18 protein-coding genes are annotated in these 22,758 nt (G+C 65.0%); 9 read left to right on the top strand and 9 right to left on the bottom strand.

Annotated elements, in window-relative coordinates; all coding sequences use genetic code 11:
- Nucleotides 1–155: 155 nt before the first annotated feature.
- Both VFH59_RS00950 and VFH59_RS00945 read right to left on the bottom strand, forming a co-directional pair.
- Nucleotides 156–3,488, bottom strand: coding sequence for a VPA1262 family protein (locus VFH59_RS00950; protein WP_325163012.1), 3,333 nt, complete (start codon nucleotides 3,486–3,488; stop codon nucleotides 156–158).
- Between the two features lie 361 nt (nucleotides 3,489–3,849).
- Nucleotides 3,850–4,761: an AraC family transcriptional regulator gene (locus VFH59_RS00945; RefSeq protein ID WP_325163011.1), complete on the bottom strand. Its 912-nt coding sequence runs from the start codon at nucleotides 4,759–4,761 to the stop codon at nucleotides 3,850–3,852.
- A gap of 106 nt (nucleotides 4,762–4,867) precedes the next feature.
- Here VFH59_RS00945 and VFH59_RS00940 point away from each other — a divergent pair, with 106 nt between their 5' ends.
- Nucleotides 4,868–5,611: an SDR family oxidoreductase gene (locus tag VFH59_RS00940; protein WP_325163010.1), complete on the top strand. Its 744-nt coding sequence runs from the start codon at nucleotides 4,868–4,870 to the stop codon at nucleotides 5,609–5,611.
- A gap of 639 nt (nucleotides 5,612–6,250) precedes the next feature.
- Here the strand turns inward: VFH59_RS00940 and msrA are convergent.
- The 3 genes from msrA to VFH59_RS00925 form a co-directional block, all read right to left on the bottom strand.
- Nucleotides 6,251–6,763 carry a peptide-methionine (S)-S-oxide reductase MsrA gene (gene msrA / locus VFH59_RS00935; protein WP_325163009.1) on the bottom strand — a complete coding sequence of 171 codons (513 nt, stop codon included), beginning with the start codon at nucleotides 6,761–6,763 and terminating at the stop codon, nucleotides 6,251–6,253.
- A complete protein-coding gene (gene msrB / locus VFH59_RS00930) occupies nucleotides 6,760–7,209 on the bottom strand; it encodes a peptide-methionine (R)-S-oxide reductase MsrB (RefSeq protein ID WP_325163008.1) in 450 nt (149 codons plus the stop codon). Before msrB ends, msrA begins: the two co-directional genes overlap by 4 nt.
- A 323-nt stretch (nucleotides 7,210–7,532) precedes the next feature.
- The gene (locus tag VFH59_RS00925; RefSeq protein ID WP_325163007.1) at nucleotides 7,533–8,279 is read right to left on the bottom strand and encodes a carboxymuconolactone decarboxylase family protein; all 747 of its coding nucleotides are present in this window, start codon (nucleotides 8,277–8,279) and stop codon (nucleotides 7,533–7,535) included.
- A 659-nt stretch (nucleotides 8,280–8,938) separates the two neighbouring features.
- On the opposite strand from VFH59_RS00925, the gene VFH59_RS00920 reads away from it, so the two are divergent.
- The 8 genes from VFH59_RS00920 (at nucleotide 8,939) to VFH59_RS00885 (ending at nucleotide 15,370) form a co-directional block, all read left to right on the top strand.
- Nucleotides 8,939–9,856: an NADP-dependent oxidoreductase gene (locus VFH59_RS00920; protein ID WP_325163006.1), complete on the top strand. Its 918-nt coding sequence runs from the start codon at nucleotides 8,939–8,941 to the stop codon at nucleotides 9,854–9,856.
- A gap of 108 nt (nucleotides 9,857–9,964) precedes the next feature.
- Nucleotides 9,965–11,005, top strand: coding sequence for an AraC family transcriptional regulator (locus VFH59_RS00915; protein WP_325163005.1), 1,041 nt, complete (start codon nucleotides 9,965–9,967; stop codon nucleotides 11,003–11,005).
- A 166-nt stretch (nucleotides 11,006–11,171) separates the two neighbouring features.
- Nucleotides 11,172–11,660, top strand: a complete 489-nt coding sequence (locus VFH59_RS00910) for an OsmC family protein (RefSeq protein ID WP_325163004.1) — start codon at nucleotides 11,172–11,174, stop codon at nucleotides 11,658–11,660.
- Between the two features lie 3 nt (nucleotides 11,661–11,663).
- The gene (locus tag VFH59_RS00905; protein ID WP_325163003.1) at nucleotides 11,664–12,293 is read left to right on the top strand and encodes a glutathione S-transferase; all 630 of its coding nucleotides are present in this window, start codon (nucleotides 11,664–11,666) and stop codon (nucleotides 12,291–12,293) included.
- An 82-nt stretch (nucleotides 12,294–12,375) separates the two neighbouring features.
- Complete coding sequence (locus VFH59_RS00900; RefSeq protein WP_325163002.1) at nucleotides 12,376–13,590, top strand: DUF1993 domain-containing protein; 1,215 nt, start codon at nucleotides 12,376–12,378, stop codon at nucleotides 13,588–13,590.
- Nucleotides 13,577–13,960, top strand: a complete 384-nt coding sequence (locus VFH59_RS00895; RefSeq protein ID WP_325163001.1) for a TraR/DksA family transcriptional regulator — start codon at nucleotides 13,577–13,579, stop codon at nucleotides 13,958–13,960. Before VFH59_RS00900 ends, VFH59_RS00895 begins: the two co-directional genes overlap by 14 nt.
- Complete coding sequence (locus tag VFH59_RS00890; protein ID WP_325163000.1) at nucleotides 13,957–14,328, top strand: DNA-binding protein; 372 nt, start codon at nucleotides 13,957–13,959, stop codon at nucleotides 14,326–14,328. The genes VFH59_RS00895 and VFH59_RS00890 overlap by 4 nt, the downstream gene beginning before the upstream one ends.
- Before the next feature lie 682 nt (nucleotides 14,329–15,010).
- Nucleotides 15,011–15,370, top strand: coding sequence for a hypothetical protein (locus VFH59_RS00885; protein ID WP_325162999.1), 360 nt, complete (start codon nucleotides 15,011–15,013; stop codon nucleotides 15,368–15,370).
- Nucleotides 15,371–15,460: 90 nt separating this feature from the next.
- Here VFH59_RS00885 and VFH59_RS00880 read toward each other — a convergent pair whose 3' ends face one another.
- The 4 genes from VFH59_RS00880 to VFH59_RS00865 are packed head-to-tail and all read right to left on the bottom strand — an operon-like array spanning nucleotide 15,461 to nucleotide 22,757.
- Nucleotides 15,461–16,693, bottom strand: coding sequence for an EAL domain-containing response regulator (locus VFH59_RS00880; RefSeq protein ID WP_325162998.1), 1,233 nt, complete (start codon nucleotides 16,691–16,693; stop codon nucleotides 15,461–15,463).
- 51 nt (nucleotides 16,694–16,744) lie between these two features.
- Nucleotides 16,745–19,363 carry a response regulator gene (locus VFH59_RS00875; protein ID WP_325162997.1) on the bottom strand — a complete coding sequence of 873 codons (2,619 nt, stop codon included), beginning with the start codon at nucleotides 19,361–19,363 and terminating at the stop codon, nucleotides 16,745–16,747.
- Complete coding sequence (gene cheB / locus VFH59_RS00870) at nucleotides 19,360–20,424, bottom strand: chemotaxis-specific protein-glutamate methyltransferase CheB (RefSeq protein ID WP_325162996.1); 1,065 nt, start codon at nucleotides 20,422–20,424, stop codon at nucleotides 19,360–19,362. Before cheB ends, VFH59_RS00875 begins: the two co-directional genes overlap by 4 nt.
- A complete protein-coding gene (locus VFH59_RS00865; RefSeq protein ID WP_325162995.1) occupies nucleotides 20,421–22,757 on the bottom strand; it encodes a hybrid sensor histidine kinase/response regulator in 2,337 nt (778 codons plus the stop codon). The genes cheB and VFH59_RS00865 overlap by 4 nt, the downstream gene beginning before the upstream one ends.
- Nucleotide 22,758 lies beyond the last annotated feature (1 nt).

Genomic DNA, 22,758 nt, shown 5'->3' with positions numbered 1-22,758 from the left:
CGCCTGTTTTCGGCCGCCAGGAGAGATCCGGGGCCTCAGCGACATTAGTCTACTTGCAGTTCCCAGCCCTAAACCCTCATGAGTGCACGCAATTGATCGGGCGTTGCGCCTTATCTAAGTCATCAGGGCCGGCCAAAGTGTTCCGACGGAATTCACTAGTCCGCGTCCTGCAGCTGGTCCACTCGTGCGATAAACTCAATCATGTCCCGATGTGTACTTGCGGAATCCCACTCCTCCTGGCTCCGGGCTGCAGCCAGCGCATCCGCATCCTTTGCAAGCTGTTCCAGCTCATCCACTTCCTTATTCAACGTGCGCTGGTAGTAGCGCGCCCAACGCGCGAAACCCGCGATCCACAGCGACGTTGTCAGCGCGTCATACCATGCCGCCCAGTTGGTCGTGCTGGCAAGGGGTTGCTGGATGATGCGACGATTCTGACTCAAGATTCGTTCTATGCTGCGGAGATGGGCCTTCTGTCGTTCGGCGCTGCTTTGCGCAAAAAGCGCCGCGGCGACATTTGTCGTCTGACCCTCTCGAGACAGGTCGAAAAGGCGCGAGCTGCCGTCAGCCTTAGGGCCCAGCAAGGCAACTAGCTCCTGCATCCATATATTTCCCGCGGCATCTACGGATGCGCGACCGGTGCTGAGCAACGGGGCGATGACGTCATTAAACAGCCACGGCTCGACCCACGGCAGCGTTCGCATATGGCCACGCATAGCGTCGACCACGTCCCCTAGCCTCTTTGCAGGCACTTTGGGCGGCAGGGAATCCAGCAGCGTGGACACTAGACGGCGATATGCTTTGATCCCCTGCCGGTTTCCTGCTGCTCGTTGGACCATCCAGCCGAGGACTTGAGTACGCTTGCTTTCCGGCTCACTAGCAAGCCACTGAGTTACAGCCGCATCAGGATCCGGCGCATGCATCTCCTGCTCGGCCGCCTCCAAACCCATCCATTGGAACAAGCCGACAGAGCTTGCGAGCAGTCGGCGGCGCTGCGCGTTGTCGATCCCGATCGCGAGAGACAGGGCCATTTCGCTGAGAGACTGACTCAATATCGCGAGGGCCACATCACCCGCTACCGTCGATTGCGCATTCAGCGCCTCGATGTGTGCTTCAAGGACGTCGAGTAGGTCGGCCGGCGCACAGGTCCATAAGATCCGAATGGCGTAGTACTCCGGCCAAGTCAGCGACTTGTACTTGGTCGGGTAGTGATAGGTCTCACCTCGCTGTGCGCAGTGCAGTAGAGCGTCAAGCGTCTCTTGGAAAAGCTCCGCGGATACGGTCGGGCCGCGAGCATTGGAAGTATCGGGCGTACGGGCGAATGACGTTTGCAGGTACCGCTTCAGAAACGTCAGAAAACCCGCTTGCGTACTTAGCTCTTTAAAGGAGCTGTCGCCAGCTATTGAATGAGCGAGCAACTCGCCGAGCACCTCCCAACAGGCATCGAACGAACTAAAATCGCCACCGGGAGCCGCAAGCCACTTCTGGAGTCCGGACAAGTCCTCCAACTTCAGCGACCCGTCGCGGATCAGGCCTAGGGCGTGCATGCGATCGACCAGAGGCTCGCCGTGTAGCCCTTTTAAGGACGCCTCGTCCAGCCACCCGCTAAGCACGTCGCCGGCGCTTCCGTGCTTCAGGATGGCTAGGGGCTCATAAACAACCGATGCCTTTGGCACGATTGCCGAGTCATAGAGCAAACTGACTGGTGAAGCGGCGCTTTCAGGCGAATGGGTTGCGCACGCCTCTCTCATAAGATCCGCTTTGTACCGCTCGACCTCGAACAGCGTGTCGGCCGGAATCGGGGTAACCAGTAGCGGAAAGTTTTCCGAAGCCATCTGAAGTGAGTTGGAAAGGTTGTATCCGGCCACCGGCAGCCCGTCAGGCCCCATGATGAGAAGATAGCGGTCATGCAACCAGCCTTCTTTGAGGCCGTAAATGCGAAGGTTAAAATTATGGCCAAAGAGATGGGCATTGCTCTGGCAACTGGCCAGAAGAACCCTCAAGCGCTCTTGGCCCGCGCTATCGCCCTTGCGGCGCTGGGGTTTGCCCTTTGCAGGCTGCTTGGGCACGCTGGTGAAAACAAGGTAGTCTGCCGCATTGGGACGACCCAACAGCAGCAAGGCCAGCCCAGAGGCCTCGAAATAGGGATCGAAGATTGCGATCTGACTTTGTGGGTGTTTCGCTAAGACTGATCGCAGCCACTCGACGAACCTCAAGCGACCTTCGCCGTTGCTACAACCCCACCGGGGGAAGAAGCCGCCCGATGAGCTTGGCGGATCCAGTCGCCGTAGCAGCGCATCCAGATCGCGGTTGGCTGGTACCCATTGGTCAGTAATGCGGCCGCCGACACGGCTCGACAGCGCTTGGCCTCGGTTGAACGTCAATGCCTTCGCGGTACGCTCTGGCGCGACACCCCGCGTTGTCTTCTCGAGCCAGTCGAACCTGATGGGTGCGACGTTGCCAGGCGAAACATGGGTTTGAAAGCTAATCTCACGGACGTAGCCAATAGCCCATCGGCAACAGAGCTTGCTCGTACCCGGTGCATCATCCTGCTCGCCGAATATCTCGAGCTCCGCAGTGTCCGCGACGGCATACACGTACGAGCCCAACCGGAACTCGCACTCCGCACGCCCGCCCTCTGTCTGGTTCGTCGACGCAATGGCTGTATAAACCACTTCGCGGTCGTTTGTGATGCATAAACGAACCTGAAAGTGCGCGAACGCCGGAAGTTGCGCAGGATCAAAGCAGACCCGAATTCCATTGGATGCCGGGGTTCGCACCACCGAAAGTAAGTTGTGTTGGCCCTCGTCTAACGTCGGAAAGACTAGGCACTCTAGGTCGCCCAGCCGAGCGCTATCCGCGCCTCGAAAATCCATGCCAGTGTCTTCCTTGAGACGACGGCAGACCAACTGGGCCAACGTCCGCTCAAAGCACCCGTCGACACGCAGCAGTGCGATCTTATCCACCCGTGTGATCGATGCGCTCAGCGCACCCGCACTCTCATGCGGACTGGCCGGCGAATGCCGCCCCAGCGCCGCCCTATTCAGCAGATAGCTGACTGGGCGGAAGGCAATCACATCTGGAACTAGCGCTGTTGATCCGAAACGCTCTTCCAACGCAGGGGGAAGCATGAAGGCGAGCTCACGGCTGATCTCGGTGATCGTCCGTCCTGCGCTGAGCCCGCGGACGACATCGGCGCTACGCACCGCCGAGTGGTAGAGATTCAGGCGAACGACCTGGGCCTTGGCTTTGCCGACTGATTCAAAGCACTCTCGGTCGCTTGCTGACCACGCTTGGCTAGCATGGTTGTAAGGAAGAAGCCGCCCGTAGATCACCCGATTCTCTGTCGCCTGCTCCGCCTTGATCTGAAGGACCCAGAGTTGGAGTACACAAGCGCTGCCGCGATCGGAAAACAAGCGCGCCAATCGTTGATCGTCGAGCAGATCTTCTAGCACGGGTACTACGGCGGCAGTTACTTCGCGGGAAGCCATCTTGGTGAACCTTTTACGTTGTATCGGAATGCATAGCGAAAAGCTTGCGGTAGTGACCCGCTCTTTCAGCCACCTGCTTAGTGTGCCCGAGTTAAGTCGAAAGCAGACGCCCGTCTACCCCCGATAACTTGGCCTAATCGCCATCTCGACAAGCTCACCGACGGTATCGCTTTCTGGCCAAACAGAGACGGCCGCGCCCTAGATCAACGGGGACCAGCAGCCTAAGACCCCGTCGCGAGCCCCGAGCCATGGCCTCCCAAACATCGCCCGGCAGCTCCCGCACCGCTCGGCCTGACGCAATCGCTCCCCGACCGGCCACGCCACGGCATGCGGCGCTGGCGGGCAATACCTCTTCCGACGATCACATACCGGATGCCGGCAACGGTTCGCGGGCATAGCGTGCCGGCGGCATGCCGACGTGGCGGCTGAAGGCGACGCTGAACGTGCTTGCCGAGCCGTAGCCCACACGCTCGGCGACGTCGGTGATGGTGACGCCCCCCTTTCGCAGCAGTTTCTTGGCCAACGCCATGCGCCAGGCCAACAGGTACTCCATGGGCGTCAACCCCACGGCACGGCTGAAACGCTCGAAGAACGCCGAGCGCGACAGTGCGGCCTCTTTCGCCAGGTGGGCCACCGTCCACGGGTGTGTCGGCATCTCGTGCATGCGTCGTATCGCGACGGCAAGGCGTGCGTCGGCCAGGCCGCGCAGCAACCCAGGCGACGCAGCAGTGCCTGCGGTGGATCGCAGTGCCTCGATCAGCAGGACTTCCAGCAGACGCGTCAGGATCAGTTCGCGGGCGGGCCGCTGTCCACGCGATTCCTCGTTGACCAGTTGCACCAGCGTGGCGAGCCGCTGGTCGCCGCGTACGCACACCAGTTGCGGCAGCAGCGAAACCAGCATGGCGGCGTCCGGTGAGCCGAAGACGCAATAGCCGACCATCATGCGCACCTGTGGCGGCCCCTCCACCGTGCCGAGGCGAAATTCACCGCTGGGCAGGAGGGTGGGCGGGGCGTCCTGGCCGTCGTCCGGTGGATCGAGGCTCGAGGTTGCGAAGTGATGTGCCGCGGGGATCAACACGAAATCGTCGGCCTGGAGCATCAGCGGCTCGCGCCCTTCGACGGCAAGCCGGCAGGAGCCCTCGAGAACCACGCAGTAGAACGGCCGACCGGGCTCGGTACGGCGCACCCGCCACCGGCCGGCGCCGCTGACCAGCTTGGAAAAAGCCGCCCCGGGCTGGAGCAGCGTGACGACTTCGGAGAGCGGATCGGCCATGACTGGACTATCGCTAATTAAATATGGACTTTCCATGGTAGATCATCCTGTGGTTGGTGCCTATCGTGGGCACGTCATCCCACCCGTCCCAAGCAGGAGCTCTTCCATGAAAACCATCCTGATCACCGGTTGTTCGTCCGGTTTCGGCCTCGAGATCGCGCAGGACTTCCTCGGCCGCGGCTGGCAAGTCATCGCCACCATGCGCACCCCGCGCGAAAACCTGCTGCCACGCTCGGCACGCCTGCGCGTGCTGCCGCTCGACGTGACCGACCCGCGCAGCATCCGCGCACTCATCGATGCGGCCGGTCCGATCGATGCCCTGGTGAACAACGCCGGTATCGGCTTGCTCAACCCACTGGAAGGCACCTCGATGGATGCGGCTCGCGAAGTGTTCGCGACCAACACCCTGGGCACGATCGCGATGACCCAGGCGGTGCTGCCCCAATTCCGCGAGCGCAGGTCCGGCGTCATCGTCAATATCAGCTCGTCGGTCACCATGAAGCCACTGCACCTCCTGGCCGTCTACAGTGCGAGCAAGGCCGCGGTGAACGCGTTCACCGAATCGCTGGCGCTTGAGCTGGAACCGTTCCATATCCGGGTCCGGCTGGTGTTGCCGGGTCGGGCGCCGGAGACCCGTTTCGGCGAGAACGCGCGCTCCCGCATGCATGGCGAGATGCACGAGGCGTACACCGGGCTGGCGCGGAAAGTCTTCGAGGGTTGGGCGCAAGCGACCGGTCCGGTGACGCATACCGCCGACGTGATCGAAGCGGTCTGGCGGGCCATCGACGATCCGGCCAGCCCCGTACGCTTGCCGGCAGGTGCCGATGCCGTCGCCTTGGCCGCGGCGTAACGCCTCGCCACAAGCGAAATCATGGTCGCGTAAGGCGGACACAACGCCCTGCCCTGACATTCACCCGGTGTCAGGTTGCAGAAACGTTCGGCTACAGCCGCAAGGAGGGGGCGGCCGCTTAACCGGCAGCAGGAATCTACACAGGGGCGCGCATTGCGGACAACGCCCCTCGTAACGTCCACTTCGGTCGCAAGCAGACGGCTGCTCTACCATGAAGGTGTCCACGATCGGAGGCAACAGCTTCACGCCAGCGAACACGGTGGCGGAAATAGCGAGTACCCGCGGAGCAGCGACCGTTCACCGCCGCCTGGCGATCCGCCTCCTCCAGGCCCATGAGCAGCTTGCGGCAGGCAACCGCATAGCGTTCACCCGCTTCGCTCAGCTTGAACGAGGGCGCGCTGCAGCAGTGGCACCCCCACGTGCGCATCCAGGAACGCGATGGCCCTGCTCACCGCCGCGGCCGAGCGCTCGATCGACGGCTCGCGCCGGCCAGGCTGACCTCATCGAGCGCGGCAATAAAGACCTTCATCACATCGATGCGGACCACTGGGAAAGCCTCGCTCGGCCGGACTCGGGTGCGGAAATCTCACGCGTAAGGCAAGCCGGGTAGTCGCCCACGACCGCCAACCGACGTGCCGGTCAGGCCTTCGCCTGCGTGCGACGTGGCAGCACCCAGCCCGGGCGGACGAAATGACAGGTATACCCGTGCGGGATGCGTTCGAGGTAGTCCTGGTGCTCGGGCTCTGCTTCCCAGAAATCGCCGGCGGGTGCGAGTTCGGTCACCACCTTTCCGGGCCAAAGGCCCGAGGCCTCGACATCGGCGATGGTGTCCCGGGCCACGACCTCCTGCTCTTGGCTGGTGAAGAAAATCGCCGAGCGGTAGCTGGTGCCGCGGTCGTTGCCCTGGCGGTTGAGCGTGGTCGGGTCGTGGATCTGGAAAAAGAACTCGAGCAGGCGGCGGTAGGTGGTGCGGGCCGGATCGAAGATGATCTCGATGGCCTCTGCGTGGGTGCCGTGGTGGCGATAGGTCGCGTGCGGCACGTCGCCGCCGGTGTAGCCGACCCGGGTCGAAACGACCCCGGGAAGCTTGCGGATCAGGTCCTGCATGCCCCAGAAGCAACCGCCTGCGAGCACAGCGCGTTCGGTAGTCACTGGATGTCCTCCACTTGGTCGAGATAGGCGCCGTAGCCTTGTGCCTCCATCTCATCACGAGGCACGAAACGGAGCGAGGCGGAATTGATGCAGTAGCGCAGACCGCCCCTGTCGGGCGGGCCATCCGGAAACACGTGGCCGAGGTGGCTGTCGCCATGCATCGAGCGTACTTCCGTCCGGATCATTCCATGCGAGATATCGCGCAGTTCGGCGACGTGTGCGGGCTCGATCGGCTTGGTGAAGCTCGGCCAGCCGCAGCCGGACTCGAACTTGTCGGTCGACGCGAACAACGGCTCGCCCGATACGATGTCCACGTAGATGCCTGCTTCCTTGTTGTGCAGGTAAGCGCCGGTTCCCGGACGCTCCGTCGCACCCTGCTGGGTGACACTGAATTGTTCGGGCGAAAGCTTGGCGATCGCCTCCGGATTCTTGTGGTAAGCGGCCATCGGTCCTCCTTCGATCCTGCCGGATCGTCATGGGTGCATCCTGAGTTTCCGGACGGGCATCCGGCTCGTCCTCAAAGCGATTCGCTCTTCCGGGGGTATCGGTTACGTGGTGATGCCGATCGGCGGTCGAGGCCTGTGCGCGGACCCGTTCGGGGACGTTCCGTTGCCCCGCCATCGACACGGATGGTGACGACGGGTGGCGACCCGGGGCGGAAGGCATCCATGCAGCCTTGCGGCGAACGCGCCAGGCGCTTGATCGCGCCCCATGGCTTCAGCCGGGATGGTTGCGATCGACCCGCAGACATCGCAACTCCATGGGCGTGTCAGGCCGTCGTGGCCGGCGCGTCGATCGCGGGAAAATCCACTACCGTTCTTGCGACGTTGTTGAGAAGGTTGGTCATCAGGTACTGGGCGACACAGGCGACGATCTCCACGATGTTCGCATCGCTGTAGCCCGCCGCACGGATGCTGGCGATATCCTCGTCCGCAACCTGGCCCCGTGTCTGGACTACCCTCTGGGCAAATGCGGTAGCCATCGCGCGCCGGGGATCCGCCGAGCGACCCTCGCGATTGAGCGCGATCTCCTCTGACGACACGCTTGCCAAGGTGCTCGCAACGTAAGCGTGCGCAGCCAGGCAGTAATCGCAGCCGTTGGCTTGCGATATCGCCAGGGCGATGCTTTCGCGAGTCTTCAGGTCGAGCGTCTTGCCGAGATGGCCCGTGAGCCCGGACCACCCGGCCAGGACATGCGGGCTGACCGACATGAGCCGATGCAGGTTCGGGACGAAGCCGAGCTTCTTTTGCAGGCCGGCCAGGATGCCCTGGACCGTCGCCGGAGCCCCATCCGCGGTAGCGGGGAAATCGATGCGGTTCATGGATGCTCTCTGGTGCTTCGTTTCATCGCGGTGCGCCTGGTGGTGGTCCATGAAGACGAGCGCAAGCTTGCGCGTTGAGGGTGAAAGCAATCCACTCTTGCCCGCGATGCAATAGGCGGCGATGCCCTCGTGTTCGAGGGCAAGCGCAGTCTGGATGACACCGACATCGCCCGGGCGGACGATCGTGCCCGACACGGCTCTGCCGCCGAACAGGCCGGTGGCACCGAGTGTCGCTACGCCTGCTTGCGCGAGGAACTTCGGCCATCAACCCCTGGCTCGTTCATGAAGCTTGCTCTCTTTCTGGGGCTCTCTGGCCTTGGAAACCTGCTGCGCGGGCGCTCATCAAAGAGCGCACGTGTTGAAGAACAAGGACAGTGTGGTTCGCGCAAAGCCCCGTCGCCAGCGGCTTTCGCCGGCCCTGGCGAATTTCGGACGAGTCCGCACGACCGCTGGACGAAGCCGCACGCGCATGCCATTGCCCGCAGGCCGATAGCCGCGGGAGACTTATGTACGTCGAACAACCCGCCGGCCGGCTCGATGGCCCTCGGACGCGCGATCCGTGCGCAGCGCTTCGGCTCGAGCATGTAACGGTCCTTCGGTGCGCCACGAATATCACGATGCACCTTGAAGTCCGTCACCGTGGGAGCCGTGCCCGTTCATGGAGCTGTCTCGCGCCTGGGAGCACCCTGATCCCGGCGCGGAGGGAGTTCCCCCTGCCAGCCTCATGGGTGCGGGTTTGCTGCTTGGCGTCGCGTCTGCCAAGGGCATTTTCAGGAAGTGAGCGCGTCGACAGCCGGCAAGGCGCTGGCCTGCAGCATTTCCGCCAACGAGTCATGTGACCGAGGAGTACTCCCATGAAAGCGATCGTCGCGACAGACCAGACTGCCGGAACGGCCGGGATGCGTCTCTCGGAGCGCCCGGAGCCGCAAGCAGCGATAAACGACGTCGTCGTTCGCGTTCATGCGTCGGGATTCGTCCCGACGGAGCTGAGCTGGCCCTCGACCTGGACCGATCGTCGTGGCCATGAGCGGACACCGTCGATCCCCGGGCACGAGCTGGCCGGCGTGGTCTCTGCCATCGGCTATGGCACGACGGGCCTGTCAGTAGGACAGCGGGTGTTCGGCCTCGCGGACTGGTACCGCGACGGCACCCTGGCGGAGTTCGTCGCCATGGAGGCACGCAACCTCGCACCGCTGCCGGGTGACGTCGACTTCACGGTGGGCGCCAGCCTTCCGATTTCGGGCCTGACCGCGTGGCAGGGGCTGTTCCAGCACGGTCGCATTCAGGCAGGCCAGAGCGTCCTCGCGCACGGCGCGGCCGGCGCCGTCGGGTCGATGGTGACGCAGCTGGCGAGCGAGGCCGGCGCCTATGTCATCGGTACCGGGCGTGCCGCTGACCGCCAGAAAGCGCTCGACTTCGGGGCGAAGGAGTTCGTGGACCTCGAGAACGACAAGTTGGAAGACATCGGCGGAGTCGACCTGGTGTTCGATGTCATCGGCGGCGGCATCCAGAAGCGGTCAGCGGCCCTGATCCGCGCCGGAGGAACGCTGGTGACCGTGGTCGGGCCGGCGGAGGCGCGGCCCGCTGATGGCCTGGCGATCGACTTCGTTGTCGAGTCCGATCGCGCCCAACTGAATGAGATCGTCCAGCGGGTCCGCGATGGTCGACTGCGGACCAACATCGGCACTGTTTCCGCCCTCGAGGAGGCTGTTGCGACTTTCAACGCGACCGAACGACGTGCAGGGAAAACGGTTATCCGCGTTTGTCCCTGAGGCCTCGCACGCCTGGCGGCACCCTCTTCCCGGCCGCGGCAAGGGTACCGGCCCCTTCACCCGATTCTCCCGGTGGATCTTGATCAAACCGCTGCGTGATGCGCTCTCATGAAAACGTCCGATTTCGACGAAGTGTTCAGGCGGGAACCGGCCTCGTCGGCTTCGCCCTACCCGGCCGTGTCGCTGGCGGAGCGGCTCCTTGATTCCATGGATGTCCGTGCCGAGGCTTTCGCGATATGCCGGATTGCCCGGGATGCCGCGCTCGTCATCCCGGCCATCTCCGATCTGAAAATCATGTATGTGCTCAACGGCACGATGCACCTTACCGTCGACGGCAGCGAGCCGCTGGTGGCGCCGGCAGGCAGTATCGTCCTGCTGCCGAAGAACCTCGCGCGCACGCTGGCGGGCCAGGAGCCTGTCCACCGGACGTACAACGCGCAGGAGGTCGTCCACATGGGCAGCCACGACCTCATGTATCTCGATGCATTCGCGGGAGACGCACACGAAATCCGGGTACTTTGTGGCCGGATCCAGATCGGCGTGGCGAACGATTTCGACGTGTTCGACGGGCTCGTCCGCCCCATAAGCGCCAGGCCGGAGAACGACCTTCTGGTCAGGAGCGCGTTTGAAGCCATGCTCGATGAGAGCAGATTCCGCACGGCCGGCTCCCGGACCCTTGCGAACACCTTGATGAAGGCGTGCCTGGTCGAGCTGCTGCGCCACGACCTCGATCAATGGCACTTTCCCGGCAGCGCGCCGTCGATCCTTCTGAAGCCCGGCGTGGGCCGTGCGGTGATCGCCATCCTCTCGCAGCCGTCGGCGATGCACACGGTGGCCTCGTTGGCTAAAACCGCCTGCATGAGCCGGTCCGCTTTCGCCAAGGCGTTCGTGGAAACCACCGGCGTGACGCCGATCGATTTCCTGACGCGGGCGCGCCTGGCCAAGGCGCGCGACCTGCTTGCCGCGACGGAGGGTTCCATCGCATCCATTGCGCTTGCGGTGGGCTTCGCCAGCCGCAGCCATTTCAGCTTCCGGTTCCGCGAGCGCTATGACGAAGACCCGTCGGCTTTCCGCAAGCGCGCGCGGCAGGAGGCGGGCTCGGCTTCCGGCGGCCCTCCACGGGCGCGCGCTGCCGACCATCAAACGTGAATCGCCGGGGGCCATTGCTCCGAAAGGGCCCGCTTTCGCCGTTCCGTCATGGACGACCGTACCCATCGAGCCCGGAAGCACGGGCACGGCTGCTAGCCCCCCGCGACCAACCCGGCTCCCGCTGGCGTCCAGCGGCCCAGTCTCCTCACACATCGAGGTCGTCAGCATGAGCAAACATCCAGTGATCATTGAAGATACGGGACTCGGACTGTTCCAGGTGCAAGTGCGCGCCCAGGGTGCCTCGTTTCTGTCCGACGAGCCGATCTCGTCGGGTGGCCTGGCCTCCGGCCCGGGACCCTTCGACCTGCTCGGCGCCGCACTCGGCGCCTGCACGGTCATGACCGTGAAGCTCTATGCCCGGCGCAAGTCGATCGCCGTGACGCATGTGCAGGTCGTGGTCACGCACCAGCGCGACCCCGATTCGAGGCGCGATGTGTTCGAGCGTTCGATCTTCATCGACGGCGCGATAACCGGGGAGGAGATGAAACTACTGCTAGCAGCGGCGGACCGCTGTCCGGTGAGCAAGACCTTGAGCGCCGGGTCGGACATCGTCACCGCCCGAAGCCAGTATGCGATCCCCACCGCCCGGCGCGTCGAGGACGAGACTCACATCCGTGCCATGGAGCAGGCCTGCGAAGAGCCTGCTGGCGGCTGACATATGCTCGTTGTCCACCATCTGAGCCATTCGAGATCTCAGCGCATCCTGTGGCTCCTGGAAGAGCTGGGTGTGCCTTACCGGGTCCGGTTCTACGAGCGCGAAGCCAGAAGCCACCTGGCTCCGGAGGAACTTAAGGCGGTCCACCCGCTGGGCAAATCCCCGGTGATAACCGACGGCAGCCGCGCGGTGGCCGAGTCTGGCGCGATCATCGATTACATCGTCCGTCGCCACGGCAACGGCCAACTGGCGCCGTCCCCGGACAGCTGGCTCTACGACCAGTACATGCAGTGGCTCCACTACGCCGAAGGATCGGCCGCGCTGCCCCTGGTCATGAAAGGGCTGAGCTCGCACCTCGGCGATATGTGGCGTCCGCTCAAGCGGCGCGTCGACACCGAACTGGACACCCACTTGGGCTACATCAACCAGAGCCTGGAGGAACGCGACTACCTCGTGGGGAACGCGTTCTCCGCCGCGGACGTGCAGATGAGCTTCATCGGGGAACTGGCGGCGCTTCGGACCGACAGGAGCCGGTTCCCGAATCTCGAAGGATGGGTCCGCCGGTTCCAGCGCCGGCCCGCCTATCAGGCCGCAATCCGGCGCGGCGGCCCCTACGACCTCGGAAGCGGATGAGCGAACACCCTTCCCTTCCAGATGCCTTTCATACCCATGGCCGGCAACCGAGCGTTTCGGCCATCCAATCCGGAGACTTCCGATGCCCTCCAACATGTACGACTACACGGTGCCCGCATTGTTGAGGGGGCTTGGCGTGCTGCAGTCGTATCTGGACAAGATGCAGGCGGCCGTGGACGCCGGGCAATTTACCGCTGGAGAACTGCTTCAGGCGCGCCTGGCAGACGACATGCTGCCGCTTGGCCGTCAGTTCCAGATCGCCAGCGACAACGCGAAGAATGGCCCGGCCCGGTTGACCGGCCGGGAAGCGCCGTGGTTCGCCGACAACGAACAGTCGATAGGGGAATACCGCGACCGGATCGACCGCACGATTGCGTTCCTGCGGACGTTGAAGCCCGAAGCCTTCGAAGGCAGCCACGCGCGAATGATCGATCAGTCGTATCGACGCGTGGGTGCGGCCATGGCCGGGGACGACTATTTGCGCGCCTTGCTGCTGCCCAACTTCTACTTTCATGTCGCGGTCGCCCATTCGATTTTGCGCCACAAGGGCATCCGTCTCGGCAAGAGCGACTATCTGGGCGTACTGCTTGGCACGTCGCCCGCGACCCTGGGCTCGTCCAGGGAAGGCCACACGGCCCGGTTCCTGACCCAGGCCGAAAGCATCGATTGGCTTGCAGGGCGCGGCTTGCAGGAAGTGCCGGCGGCCGACGCGCCTGGCCGCAGCTCCTTCCAGTTTGATCTGCAGCCGCTTCCCGTAAGGCTGTCCGACCTGATCGGCTCGCTGCTGGAGGATCTCGGTGAATTCGAGGGTGCTGCTGCTCCTGAACGACTGGATCTGGGACGACGAATACGAGGGCGATCCGACGGCGCCGTATCGCCAGGCACAGAACGACGTCCGGCCACTGAACGAAGCACCCGGGCTGCTCCTGGACGCATCGGCGCGCGAGGATGCGGTCGCGCTGTTGGCCTTGCTCGTCGAACGCAAGTGGACGGGGCAATTCTATTTTTCGTCCGGCGCCGCGGTCCTGCGGATCGTCGAGGGCGACCGTGTACACGTTCACACCGCCAACCCGGAAGCGGAACGTCTTGTGCGGTATCGACTCGTCGTATCAGGCAGCGACGTCCTGCCTGTCTGAAGACCACGCTATCGCCCATCTCGCGAGGAAATTGCGGAGCACGCGCCAGCTTCAAATGGATGGACCCCGATGCGGGGCCCGTCGCCAAGCGGCAGCTGCAACGGAAAGGCAGTTGGCCGGCCACCACCAGACCAATCGGAAGCGACCATGAATCAGCCTGACCACGAAATCCTCGATGAAGCCTTCATTGCGCGCCAGCGTGAGCGGCTGCTCCGGCTGCGCGCCCAGCTCATAGCTGATGGAGATGCAGCCGGCTCGGAGGAAAGTACGCTGCAGACTGCCGCCGGTGATGAACCCCGCGATGCCGTCGACGACGGCGATCGCCTCGAGCAGCAAGCCAACGACGAGGCGCTACTGGCGCATGACCTGGACCGGATCGCGGCCATCGACCGGGCGCTGCAGAAAATCCAGGAACATACATATGGCTTGTCCGACGGCAATGGCGAACCCATCGGTCGTGCGCATCTGGAAGCCGTGCCCGAGGCCGTCTTCACGGTGGACGAGCTCAACGCAAAAGCGCGCCGGAGATGAAAAGCCAGGATGAGCCATCGGGGGTGACCCAGGCCGCCGTCGCCGAGGCGGCCGATATGCTGCTCGTCGCCGGCGAACGCCCCAGTCCCGATCGTGTACGGGCGTTGATCGGCACGGGTTCCCACGACGTCATCGCCGGACTGCTGGACGTCTGGTGGGAGGACCTGGGGCGCCGCATCATCGCCCCATCGGCTGATCCCTGGACGCCGCCGCCGGAGATTCAGCAGATTGCCGCGACGCTCTGGGTACGGTCGATGGCGCATGCGCGGGCCGTCCTCGAGGCTTCCCACAAGGAAGAACGCGAACGTCTGCTTGCAGCGATCACCCGACTGGAAGCGAAGCTGCCCGATGCGCCTTCCGGCAACTAGCGCCAGGCTATACGTCCAGGCCCCATGGCAAGTCCAGGAAACGCATAGCGGTGACGGCCGACATAGCCGATCCGATCATCCTGCTGCACAAAGGGCCGGAGGTGATCTTCGAAGAAGATTTCTCTGACCACCTCGAGGGCATGCTCCCGCACGAACGCCAGAAGTGGCTTGAAGACCGTTCCGGCTCGCACTCACCGCCAATGGCAGCACCGCGCTATCGCAGCCAGAGGGGAGCTGTGCGGTCATGACCGCTGGCAGCCCAGGTAACTCATCGAGAGGCGGGCAGGCCCCGCCAATAGCCGGCCCGTAGGCCGCGCCCTTCCCGCCGGGTCATGCGGGGCTGCGCCCATTTTTCGTGACGTGCATCACGCTCGCTTAATGTGACGCGCATCACGCAGTGACGATATCGGCGTTTTTCACGTTCCCTATACGTCGTTGTCTGGTTGAACGCGTCCATTACCGCTTCGCCGCTCCTAGCCCCCATTCGTGCGCCTGGGGCCGTTCTTTTGTGGTGGCCGTCGCAAAACCAGCCTGAGATCGCACGTTTCCGAGGTGTTCGCCCGGGCATGGCACTTCGCTTGCGACCGGGACGGCGAACGAAAGAAGACGGGTCCTGTGCGGCGCGGCTTTGCTCGTCGCCTCCCCTCCCCCGAGCGCGTGCGCGCGCAAGCATCAGGCCCCCATGTCCCCGGTTATCCAGGTTTTCAGATCAAGGCTGATCCGCAATGGCGTGCTGCTGGCGGCAGGCTGCCTGTTGAAGGTGGGCGTGGCCATGGGTATGCCGATGTCCGGCACCGCGGCGCCGAGTGGCACCATTTCCTTCTCGGGTGCGGTCCTCATGGCGACATGCGCCGCACCGACCGCGGGCGGAGTGCCCGCGGTCGGCAACTTGCCGTCGCGCGGCGCGTGCCGGTCCGGCGAAAGCTACGCGGGGTACCGGTTCAATGCACACCAGGTGGGCGACCAGCCGGCCGGCCGCCTGCTCGAGTACGCCAAGGACCGCTACGGGAAAGTATTGGTCCTGACTTACGTCTACGACTGAGCCTTGTCCAGACGGCTCATCGCGGAATCGACCGCTTTGGATGCGCCCCATTGACGCCCTTTCAGGGCGTTCTTTTTTGGCAGGGAGGCCTCACCTGCCGTTCGTCGAAAGCGTCTCGTCAACCAGCACGCGCCGGCGCGCTTCCCAGTCAGCGAGCCAATCGTCCATGCGCGCCCCGGGCATGGGCCTGGCGATGAAGTAGCCCTGTGCCATGTTGCAGCCAGCGGCCTGGAGAAGCTGCCAATCGGCCTGGTTCTCCACCCCCTCGGCGACGGTACGCAAGCCGAGTTCGCGGGCCAGGCCGAGGCTTGCGTCGAGGATGGCGCGCAGCGCGGGATCCCTGGCCGACCCGTGCACGAAACTCCGGTCGATCTTGAGCTCGTCGAACGGGAGATGGCGCAGCTGCGTCAGGCCGGAGTAACCAGTGCCGAAATCGTCGATCGAGAGCTTGACCTGCTTGAGCCGCAGCCGGGTAAGCACATCGAGCTGCACCTGCGGGTTGTCCATCAGGCGGCTTTCGGTGATCTCGAGGATGAGATGGCGCAGCGGTACCTTTGCTTGGTGCGCCTGCTCGGCGAGGAAGTCCGGGTAGTCGAGCGAGGAGACGCTCCCGAGGGACACGTTGACCGCCATGTCCAGCTGATACCCGGCGTCGAGCCAGCGCCGCAGGTCGCGCAATGCCTCGCGCATCACCTCAACCCCCAGATAGCCGACCAGGCCGTGCTCCTCGGACATCGGCACGAAATGGCAGGGCATCACCAGGCCATCGTGCGGGTGCTGCCATCGCACCAGGGCTTCGACCCCGACCACCCTGCCGGTCACCAGGTCCACCTTGGGCTGGTAGTGGTTCAGCAGCTCGCCGTGTTGCAGGGCCAGTTGCAGGTCCGCCGGCGTGTAGGTGGGCTCGGGCGGGCTCGTGCGCGGTGGTTTGGCGGCCGGAATAGTGGCGTCGAGCACTTGCAGCAGCGACTCCGGGCTGACCGGCTTTCCCAGCGTGCCCAGCACGTTGAGCCCATGGGCGCGAGCCAGCTGTTCGACCGCCTGCCGTGTGCGCGGCGTTTCCCCGCTGATCAGAACCAGGCCCCCGGCGTAGCCGAGCCGATCGAGGTGGCGAACGAATTCCACACCGTCCATCTCCGGCATCTGCAGGTCGCAGAAGACGAGCGTGATCCGCGGATCCTGTTCGAGGATTTCCAGCGCGGCCCGCCCACTCTGGCTGCAAACGACCTCGACGAAGCCGCGTCGCTCCAGCCCGAAGGCGCGGAGCTGGATGGAAAGCAGCTTCAGGGCGAATGGATCGTCATCGATCAGGAGGATTTTCATCGGTGTCCCTTCCAGGCAATGGTGGTCGCTTCCGCTCGCGTCGTCGGACGATCAATCTCCCTTTTCCAGGTGTTCCTTGAGCTGTGGCAACAGGTTTTCGACCGCGGCCTCGAAAGTGCCGACCGCAGCCATGGCCACAGCACTGTCGTTGAGGCGGGAACCGTTCTCCAGCTCGGCGCAGGCGTCACCGAGCGCGATCGCACCGACGCTGCGCGACGAGGATTTCAGGCGATGGGCGAGCGCGCCCACTTCGCCCAGGTCGCCGGTAGTCGCTGCAGCCCGGATGCTGGCCGTCATGCCAAGCAAGGCGTCGTGGAAATCTTCCAGCAGCACACGCAGCGATGCGGGATCGTCGCCGATCAATCCCCTGAGCACGTTGAGATTGAGGACCTCCCGCGCGAGCGCCGGCGTCGCCGGCGGCTGCGCCTCGCCCTCCGCGGGGGCGTCCTCGTCCGGAGCCGGCGGCAACCATTTCCGCAGGGCGTCACGCAGGGCCGGCAGTTGAAGCGGCTTGGTCAGGTAGTCGTCCATACCGGCTGCGAACGCCTGGTTCGCTTCGCCGCGGAGCGCATTCGCCGTCAGTGCGACGATGGGGAAATGTCCCTGCCCCGCCTCCTCGCGGCGGATGGCGGCAGTCAGGGCGTAGCCGTCCATCATCGGCATGTGCAGGTCGGTCAGCAGCATCGCGTAGGTGCCACGGCGCCACAGGTTCAGGGCCTCTTCGCCGTTGCTGGCCAGTTCGGCCGCGTAGCCCAGCAGATTGAGCTGCCGCAGCAGTACCTTCTGGTTGGTGCTGTCGTCCTCGGCAACCAGGATCAGTTGCCCGCGAGCGCGCGCCTGCGCAATGGTCGGCGCGGTCACCTCGACCTCGGGCTGGCTGGCCGAGCGCCACTGCTCGGTCGCCGGCGACGCCAGGCCTGCGGCTGCTGCGGCCGCATTGAGCAGCGAGCGCCGGCGCAGCGAATTGCCATCCACGGATATCACGCCGGCGCCCATCAATCGTCCCACGCGACGGCGTCCCCGCGATACCAGCAGGTGCCGCACGTGCGGCAAGGAGTCGAAGCGCGCCATCCATTCGTTCCTTCGCGATTCGTCGATGCCGCCGTGCACCACGATCGGTGCGTCCATCTGCGTGCAGATACCCACCGCTTCGTCGGCGTCGGCAGCCAAGGTCACCCGCGCTCCAGCATGCCCCAGGTAGGCACACAGGTCCTGCGCGCGAGCATTGGGGCCGCCGACGACCACGTAGTCCACGTCGGACAGGTCCGGCAGCGCCAGGGCACCGGCGGCCTCGACAGGCTCCAGGGGAACCTTCACGGTGAATGTCGTGCCCGAGCCCAGCGTGCTCTCGACCTCGATCTTGCCGTGCATCAGATCGACCAGGCGTTTGCAGATGGCCAGGCCCAGCCCTGTGCCACCGAAACGTCGCGTAGTGGAAATTTCCGCCTGGCGGAACGATTCGAACAGATGCGCGCGCGCTTCCGGGGAGATACCGATGCCGTTGTCGCGCACGATGAACGCGACCTGCAACGGATCCTCGCTCGCCAGTTCGACACGGACGTCGACGCGACCACGCTGCTCGGGGCGGTCGGCGCTGAACTTGATGGCGTTGCCCACCAGGTTGTAGAGGATCTGGCGCAGGCGCACCGGGTCACTCAACACCTGCGAGGGACCATCCGGGGAGACGAACACGAACAGGTCCACGCCTTTGCGATCGGCGAGCGCACTCAGCGTGTCGCATACGCCCTCGGCCACGTCCGAGAGGCTGACCGCCGTGCGTTCCAGCTCCAGCTTGCCGGCTTCGATCTTGGAGAAGTCGAGCAGGTCGTCGATCAGATGTAGCAAGGCGAAGGCCGAATCCTTGATCGTACGCAGCGCATCGGCCTGGTATTCGGACAGCTGCCCGTGCGCGAGCACATCGACCATGCCCACGATGCCGTTCATTGGCGTGCGTATCTCGTGGCTCATGGTCGCCAGGAAGGCGGACTTGGCCTCGTTGGCCGCCTCGGCCTGCTGCTTGGCGGCCGCCAGCTGGCGCTCGACGGTCTGGCGCTGGCGGATCTCCTCTTCCAGCCGGGCATTGGCCGCGCTCAGCGCATTGTTGGCCTCGCGCAGCTCTTCCTCCGACCGGCGCAGCTCGTCGTTGCGCTGGATGGCGGCCTCGTAGGTGGAGAGAAGCAGGTTGAGGATCTGCAGGCGGTCGGAGGTGATGAAATGGCTGCGCCCCTTGAAGGTGATCTCCACGCCCATTTCGGCGCGGTCGGTCTGGCGCAGGCGCCGGTGCAGCAGCACGAAGCTGACGCGATTGAGCAGGAACGGATCGTCGTACGGCTTGAGGATGAAGCTGTCAGCACCCGCCTCGAGCCCGCGCAGCACGTCCTCCGGATCGCTCAGCGTGGTCACCAGCAGGAACGGCACGTCGTTGAGGTCCGCATCGGACTTGAACGCACGGCACAGGCTGTAGCCGTCCATCTCCGGCATGACGATGTCGCTGATGACCAGCGTCGGCTTGCGCCGCTTTGCCTCGGCCAGCGCCAGGCGGCCGTTCTCGCACACGGTGACGCTGTAACCTTGCTGCTCCAACAGGTACTGCAGGCTCAAGGCCTGCGTGGAGCTGTCCTCGGCGACGAGGATCTGGACGGCTTCGCGGTCCCTCTGGCTGTTGTTCACGGTGTCGCCCCGGAGCCGGAATGGGGCTGGACTACGCGCAGCAGCGCGTCCGCGATCCGGTCCAGCGGCAGTACCTGGCTGGCGGCCCCCAGAGCCACCGCTTCGCCCGGCATCCCGTACACCACCGAGCTGGCCTTGTCCTGTACGAGCGTGGTCGCTCCCAATTCATGCATTGCCTGCAGCCCCCTTGCCCCGTCTCTACCCATCCCCGTCAGGAGAATACCCACTGAGTGGCGTCCGCAACATCTTGCGACGGAATGGAACAGATGGTCGACCGACGGTCGAACGCCGTGTTCCGGAACGCCACGTTCCAGCCGCAGGCGCCGCTTCTCGCCCACGGCGAGGTGGACATCGTCGGGCGCGAGATAGACATGCCCCGGGCGCGCCTCGATCCCGTGGGCGGCGATCTGTACCTGCAACGCAGTGGTCTGCCCCAGCCACTCCGAGAGGCCAGGCAGGAACCCGGCGCTGATGTGCTGGACCACCACGATCGGTACCGGAAAGTCCTTGTCCAGTCCTCCCAGCAGCGTCTGCAGCGCCGGAGGGCCTCCGGTGGAGGCCCCCACCGCCACGAACTCGATGCCATGCGGCGGCGTCGGCGGCTGCGGTGGTGCCTTGGACACCGGCCTGCGCGCCCAGCGCCGGACGACCTTGACCTCGGACATCAGGCGCAGGGTCTGCAGCAGTTCCTTCGCAAGGCGCGCGTGGTCCGGATGCTCACCGCCCACCGGCTTCTCCACCAGCGCGACCGCCCCCGCCTCGTAGACGCGGAAGGCGGTTGCCACGGCATGCACGTCCGTGACCGCCGAACACATCACGATGGGAACGGGGCGGCTCTCCATGATGTTGCGCGTGGCCTCGAAGCCATCCATGCCGTCCATGTGGATATCCATCAGCACGACGTCCGGCGGCGTGGCCTGCACGAAGGCGACGGCCTGGTCGCCGCGGCCCACGGCCCCAGCGACCTGCAGCGACGGATCCTGCTCGATCAGGTGCGCCAGCAGCATCCGGGTGACTTGCGAATCGTCCACGATCAGGACGCGGATCGGCCCTGGGCTCACATCGGCTCCCGCGTGATGGCGAGCCGGCGCACGGCTTCCAGCAGGTGGCGCTGGTCGAAGCTGCCCTTGGTGATGTAGGCGTTCGCGCCCACGTCGATACCCCGCTCGCGGTCCTCGCGCCGCGAGAGCGCGGTCACCAGGACCACCGGAAGATCCGCCAGCTTGCGATCGGCGCGCACGCGCGCGGTGAGGTCGAAACCATTCATCCGCGGCATCTCGATGTCGGAGACAAGCAGGTCGAACGCCTCGCTGCGCAGCGCGGTGAATGCCTCGACGCCATCGGCCACCGCCTTCACCTCGCAGCTGGCCGACTCCAGGATGCCCTTGAGCAGCAGCCGCGAGGTGATGGAATCCTCGGCAAGCAGCACCCGCAAAGCCAGCGGCTGTTCTTCCCCACCGCCGGCCGGGACGCTCGCTTCCTGCCGGCCCGCTCCCCTCGCCGACTTGATCAGGTCGGCCACGTTGAGGATGGGGACCGGCTTGCCGGAGGCCTGGACGGTCGCCCCGGCCACGTTGCGGATGCGCACCAGGGGCCGTTGCAGGCGCTTGACCAGCACTTCCTCGTCATGCAGCACCTCCTCCACGAGCAATGCCAGGCGTTGCTGCCCGCTGCCGACCAGCACGGCCGGCAACAACGCCCCCGGCGGTGCGCTGGCCGGTATTTCCAGCAGCTGGTGGAGGCGTGCCACTGGCAGCACGTGGCCGTCAATCGTGACCGTCTCGTGCCGCCCGACGGTCTTCAGGCCCGCCGGCGGGACCCGCGTCACCCTTTCGACGTGGGCGCTGGGTATGACGAAGGTGTGGCCGCCAGCCTCGACGAACAACCCACGCAGGGTCGTCATGCTTTGCGGAAGGACGATCGAAAAACACGCGCCCTGGGGCGCCCGGTTCTCCACCTCGATCCGTCCCCCCAGCTTCTCCACCTGTTCGCGCACAATCGCGAGGCCCAGGCCGCGCCCGGATATCTCGGTGATGATCGGGCTGGTGGAAACGTCCGAGCGGAACGCGAGTTCCAGCACCTGCCCCTCGTCCAGCTGGCCAGCGGAATCCTCGCCCAGTACGCCCGACTTGACGGCCGCCTGGCGAAGTCGCTGCGGATCCAGCCCGGCCCCGTCGTCGGCGACCTCGATGCCGACCAGGTTGCCATGCAGCAGCCGCGCCCGGATCGACAGGCTCGCCCGCTCAGGCTTGCCCGCAGCCTTGCGCCGCGCAGGAGTCTCGATGCCGTGATCGAGCGCGTTTCGCACCAAATGGATCAGCGGGTCGCGCAGGAGTTCGATCATCCGCTTGTCCAGCTGCACGTTCTCGCCGGACACCTCCAGATCGACCTTCTTTCCCTGGTCGCGCGCGAGATCGCGCACCAGCTTGGGGAGGGTCTCGGTCAGCGCCGAGAACGGCAACATAAGCAGCGATTTGGAATCTTCCAATAGCTCGTCGATCTGCCGGCTCGCAAGATGAGCGCCGCGTGCGGCCGAGCGCGCAAGCGCGCGCACGGCGCTCTCCAGCGAGCGCACGTAGCCATAGCTCCATTCGAGGAATTCCACGGTCCCGGCCGCCGGTACCGCGGCGGGTGAGGCAGTCGCGTCCTCCGCCGTGGCCAGGTTGCGCAACTGGCGCAGTGCCGGCTGCGCCGCCAGCCATCGCTTGGACCACAGGCCGAAGCGCGCTTCCAGTTGTTGCAGCTCGTCGGCCAACTCGCCCTGGGCCTGCTTGACGGTCAACAGCTCCTCCGCCGCCAGCAGCACGCGATCCAGGCGCGGCGTCTGCACGCGGACGGTTTCGGTGATCGCCGGCCGCGGCCCCGGTACGCCAACCTCGATTTCCGGCGTGGCGGCAGCTTCCCCTGCGGGCGGCAGTTGGCCTGCGTTCGCGGACGAAGGTTGCGGCGTCGCCGTCGCGGACTCCAACTCGACCCCTGGATCGCCACGGGTGATCGCCTGAAGTTCGCCCAGCACTGCCGCCCCCGCATCGGGGGATGCGCCCTGTTCCATGCGGCCGCCGGCGTCGACATAGCCTCCAACCAGGTCGAAGGCCCGGTGCAGTACATCGAAATGGGGCGCCGACAGCACCCTGCCGCGTCGCTTGCAGGTCGCGAAGATCTCTTCCACCGCCTGGCAAATCGCCTCGATGCGCGGAAAGCTGGCGGCACGGGCCGCGCCCTTGAGGCTGTGCGTGTGACGGAACACGACCTCGAGCTGGGTGCCGCGCTCGGCAAGCGACGCACCCTTCTCCAGGGCCAGCAGGCCCGTGCCGATGGCCAGCAGGTGGTCGCGCGCCTCCACCAGGAAGGCGGCGCGCAGGCGTTGCAGGAACTCGGCCTCGTGTCGACTCATC

The sequence above is a fragment of the Frateuria sp. genome (genome assembly GCF_035695185.1).
Lineage (GTDB): Bacteria > Pseudomonadota > Gammaproteobacteria > Xanthomonadales > Rhodanobacteraceae > Frateuria_A.
This window is presented reverse-complemented; position numbering and strand designations above follow the sequence as displayed.

Coding starts and splice junctions, on each gene's coding strand:
- VFH59_RS00950 (WP_325163012.1), bottom strand. CDS start 3,488: ATGGCTTCCCGCGAAGTAACTGCCGCCGTAGTACCCGTGCTAGAAGAT.
- VFH59_RS00945 (WP_325163011.1), bottom strand. CDS start 4,761: ATGGCCGATCCGCTCTCCGAAGTCGTCACGCTGCTCCAGCCCGGGGCG.
- VFH59_RS00940 (WP_325163010.1), top strand. CDS start 4,868: ATGAAAACCATCCTGATCACCGGTTGTTCGTCCGGTTTCGGCCTCGAG.
- msrB (WP_325163008.1), bottom strand. CDS start 7,209: ATGGCCGCTTACCACAAGAATCCGGAGGCGATCGCCAAGCTTTCGCCC.
- VFH59_RS00920 (WP_325163006.1), top strand. CDS start 8,939: ATGAAAGCGATCGTCGCGACAGACCAGACTGCCGGAACGGCCGGGATG.
- VFH59_RS00915 (WP_325163005.1), top strand. CDS start 9,965: ATGAAAACGTCCGATTTCGACGAAGTGTTCAGGCGGGAACCGGCCTCG.
- VFH59_RS00910 (WP_325163004.1), top strand. CDS start 11,172: ATGAGCAAACATCCAGTGATCATTGAAGATACGGGACTCGGACTGTTC.
- VFH59_RS00905 (WP_325163003.1), top strand. CDS start 11,664: ATGCTCGTTGTCCACCATCTGAGCCATTCGAGATCTCAGCGCATCCTG.
- VFH59_RS00900 (WP_325163002.1), top strand. CDS start 12,376: ATGCCCTCCAACATGTACGACTACACGGTGCCCGCATTGTTGAGGGGG.
- VFH59_RS00895 (WP_325163001.1), top strand. CDS start 13,577: ATGAATCAGCCTGACCACGAAATCCTCGATGAAGCCTTCATTGCGCGC.
- VFH59_RS00890 (WP_325163000.1), top strand. CDS start 13,957: ATGAAAAGCCAGGATGAGCCATCGGGGGTGACCCAGGCCGCCGTCGCC.
- VFH59_RS00885 (WP_325162999.1), top strand. CDS start 15,011: ATGTCCCCGGTTATCCAGGTTTTCAGATCAAGGCTGATCCGCAATGGC.
- VFH59_RS00880 (WP_325162998.1), bottom strand. CDS start 16,693: ATGAAAATCCTCCTGATCGATGACGATCCATTCGCCCTGAAGCTGCTT.
- VFH59_RS00865 (WP_325162995.1), bottom strand. CDS start 22,757: ATGAGTCGACACGAGGCCGAGTTCCTGCAACGCCTGCGCGCCGCCTTC.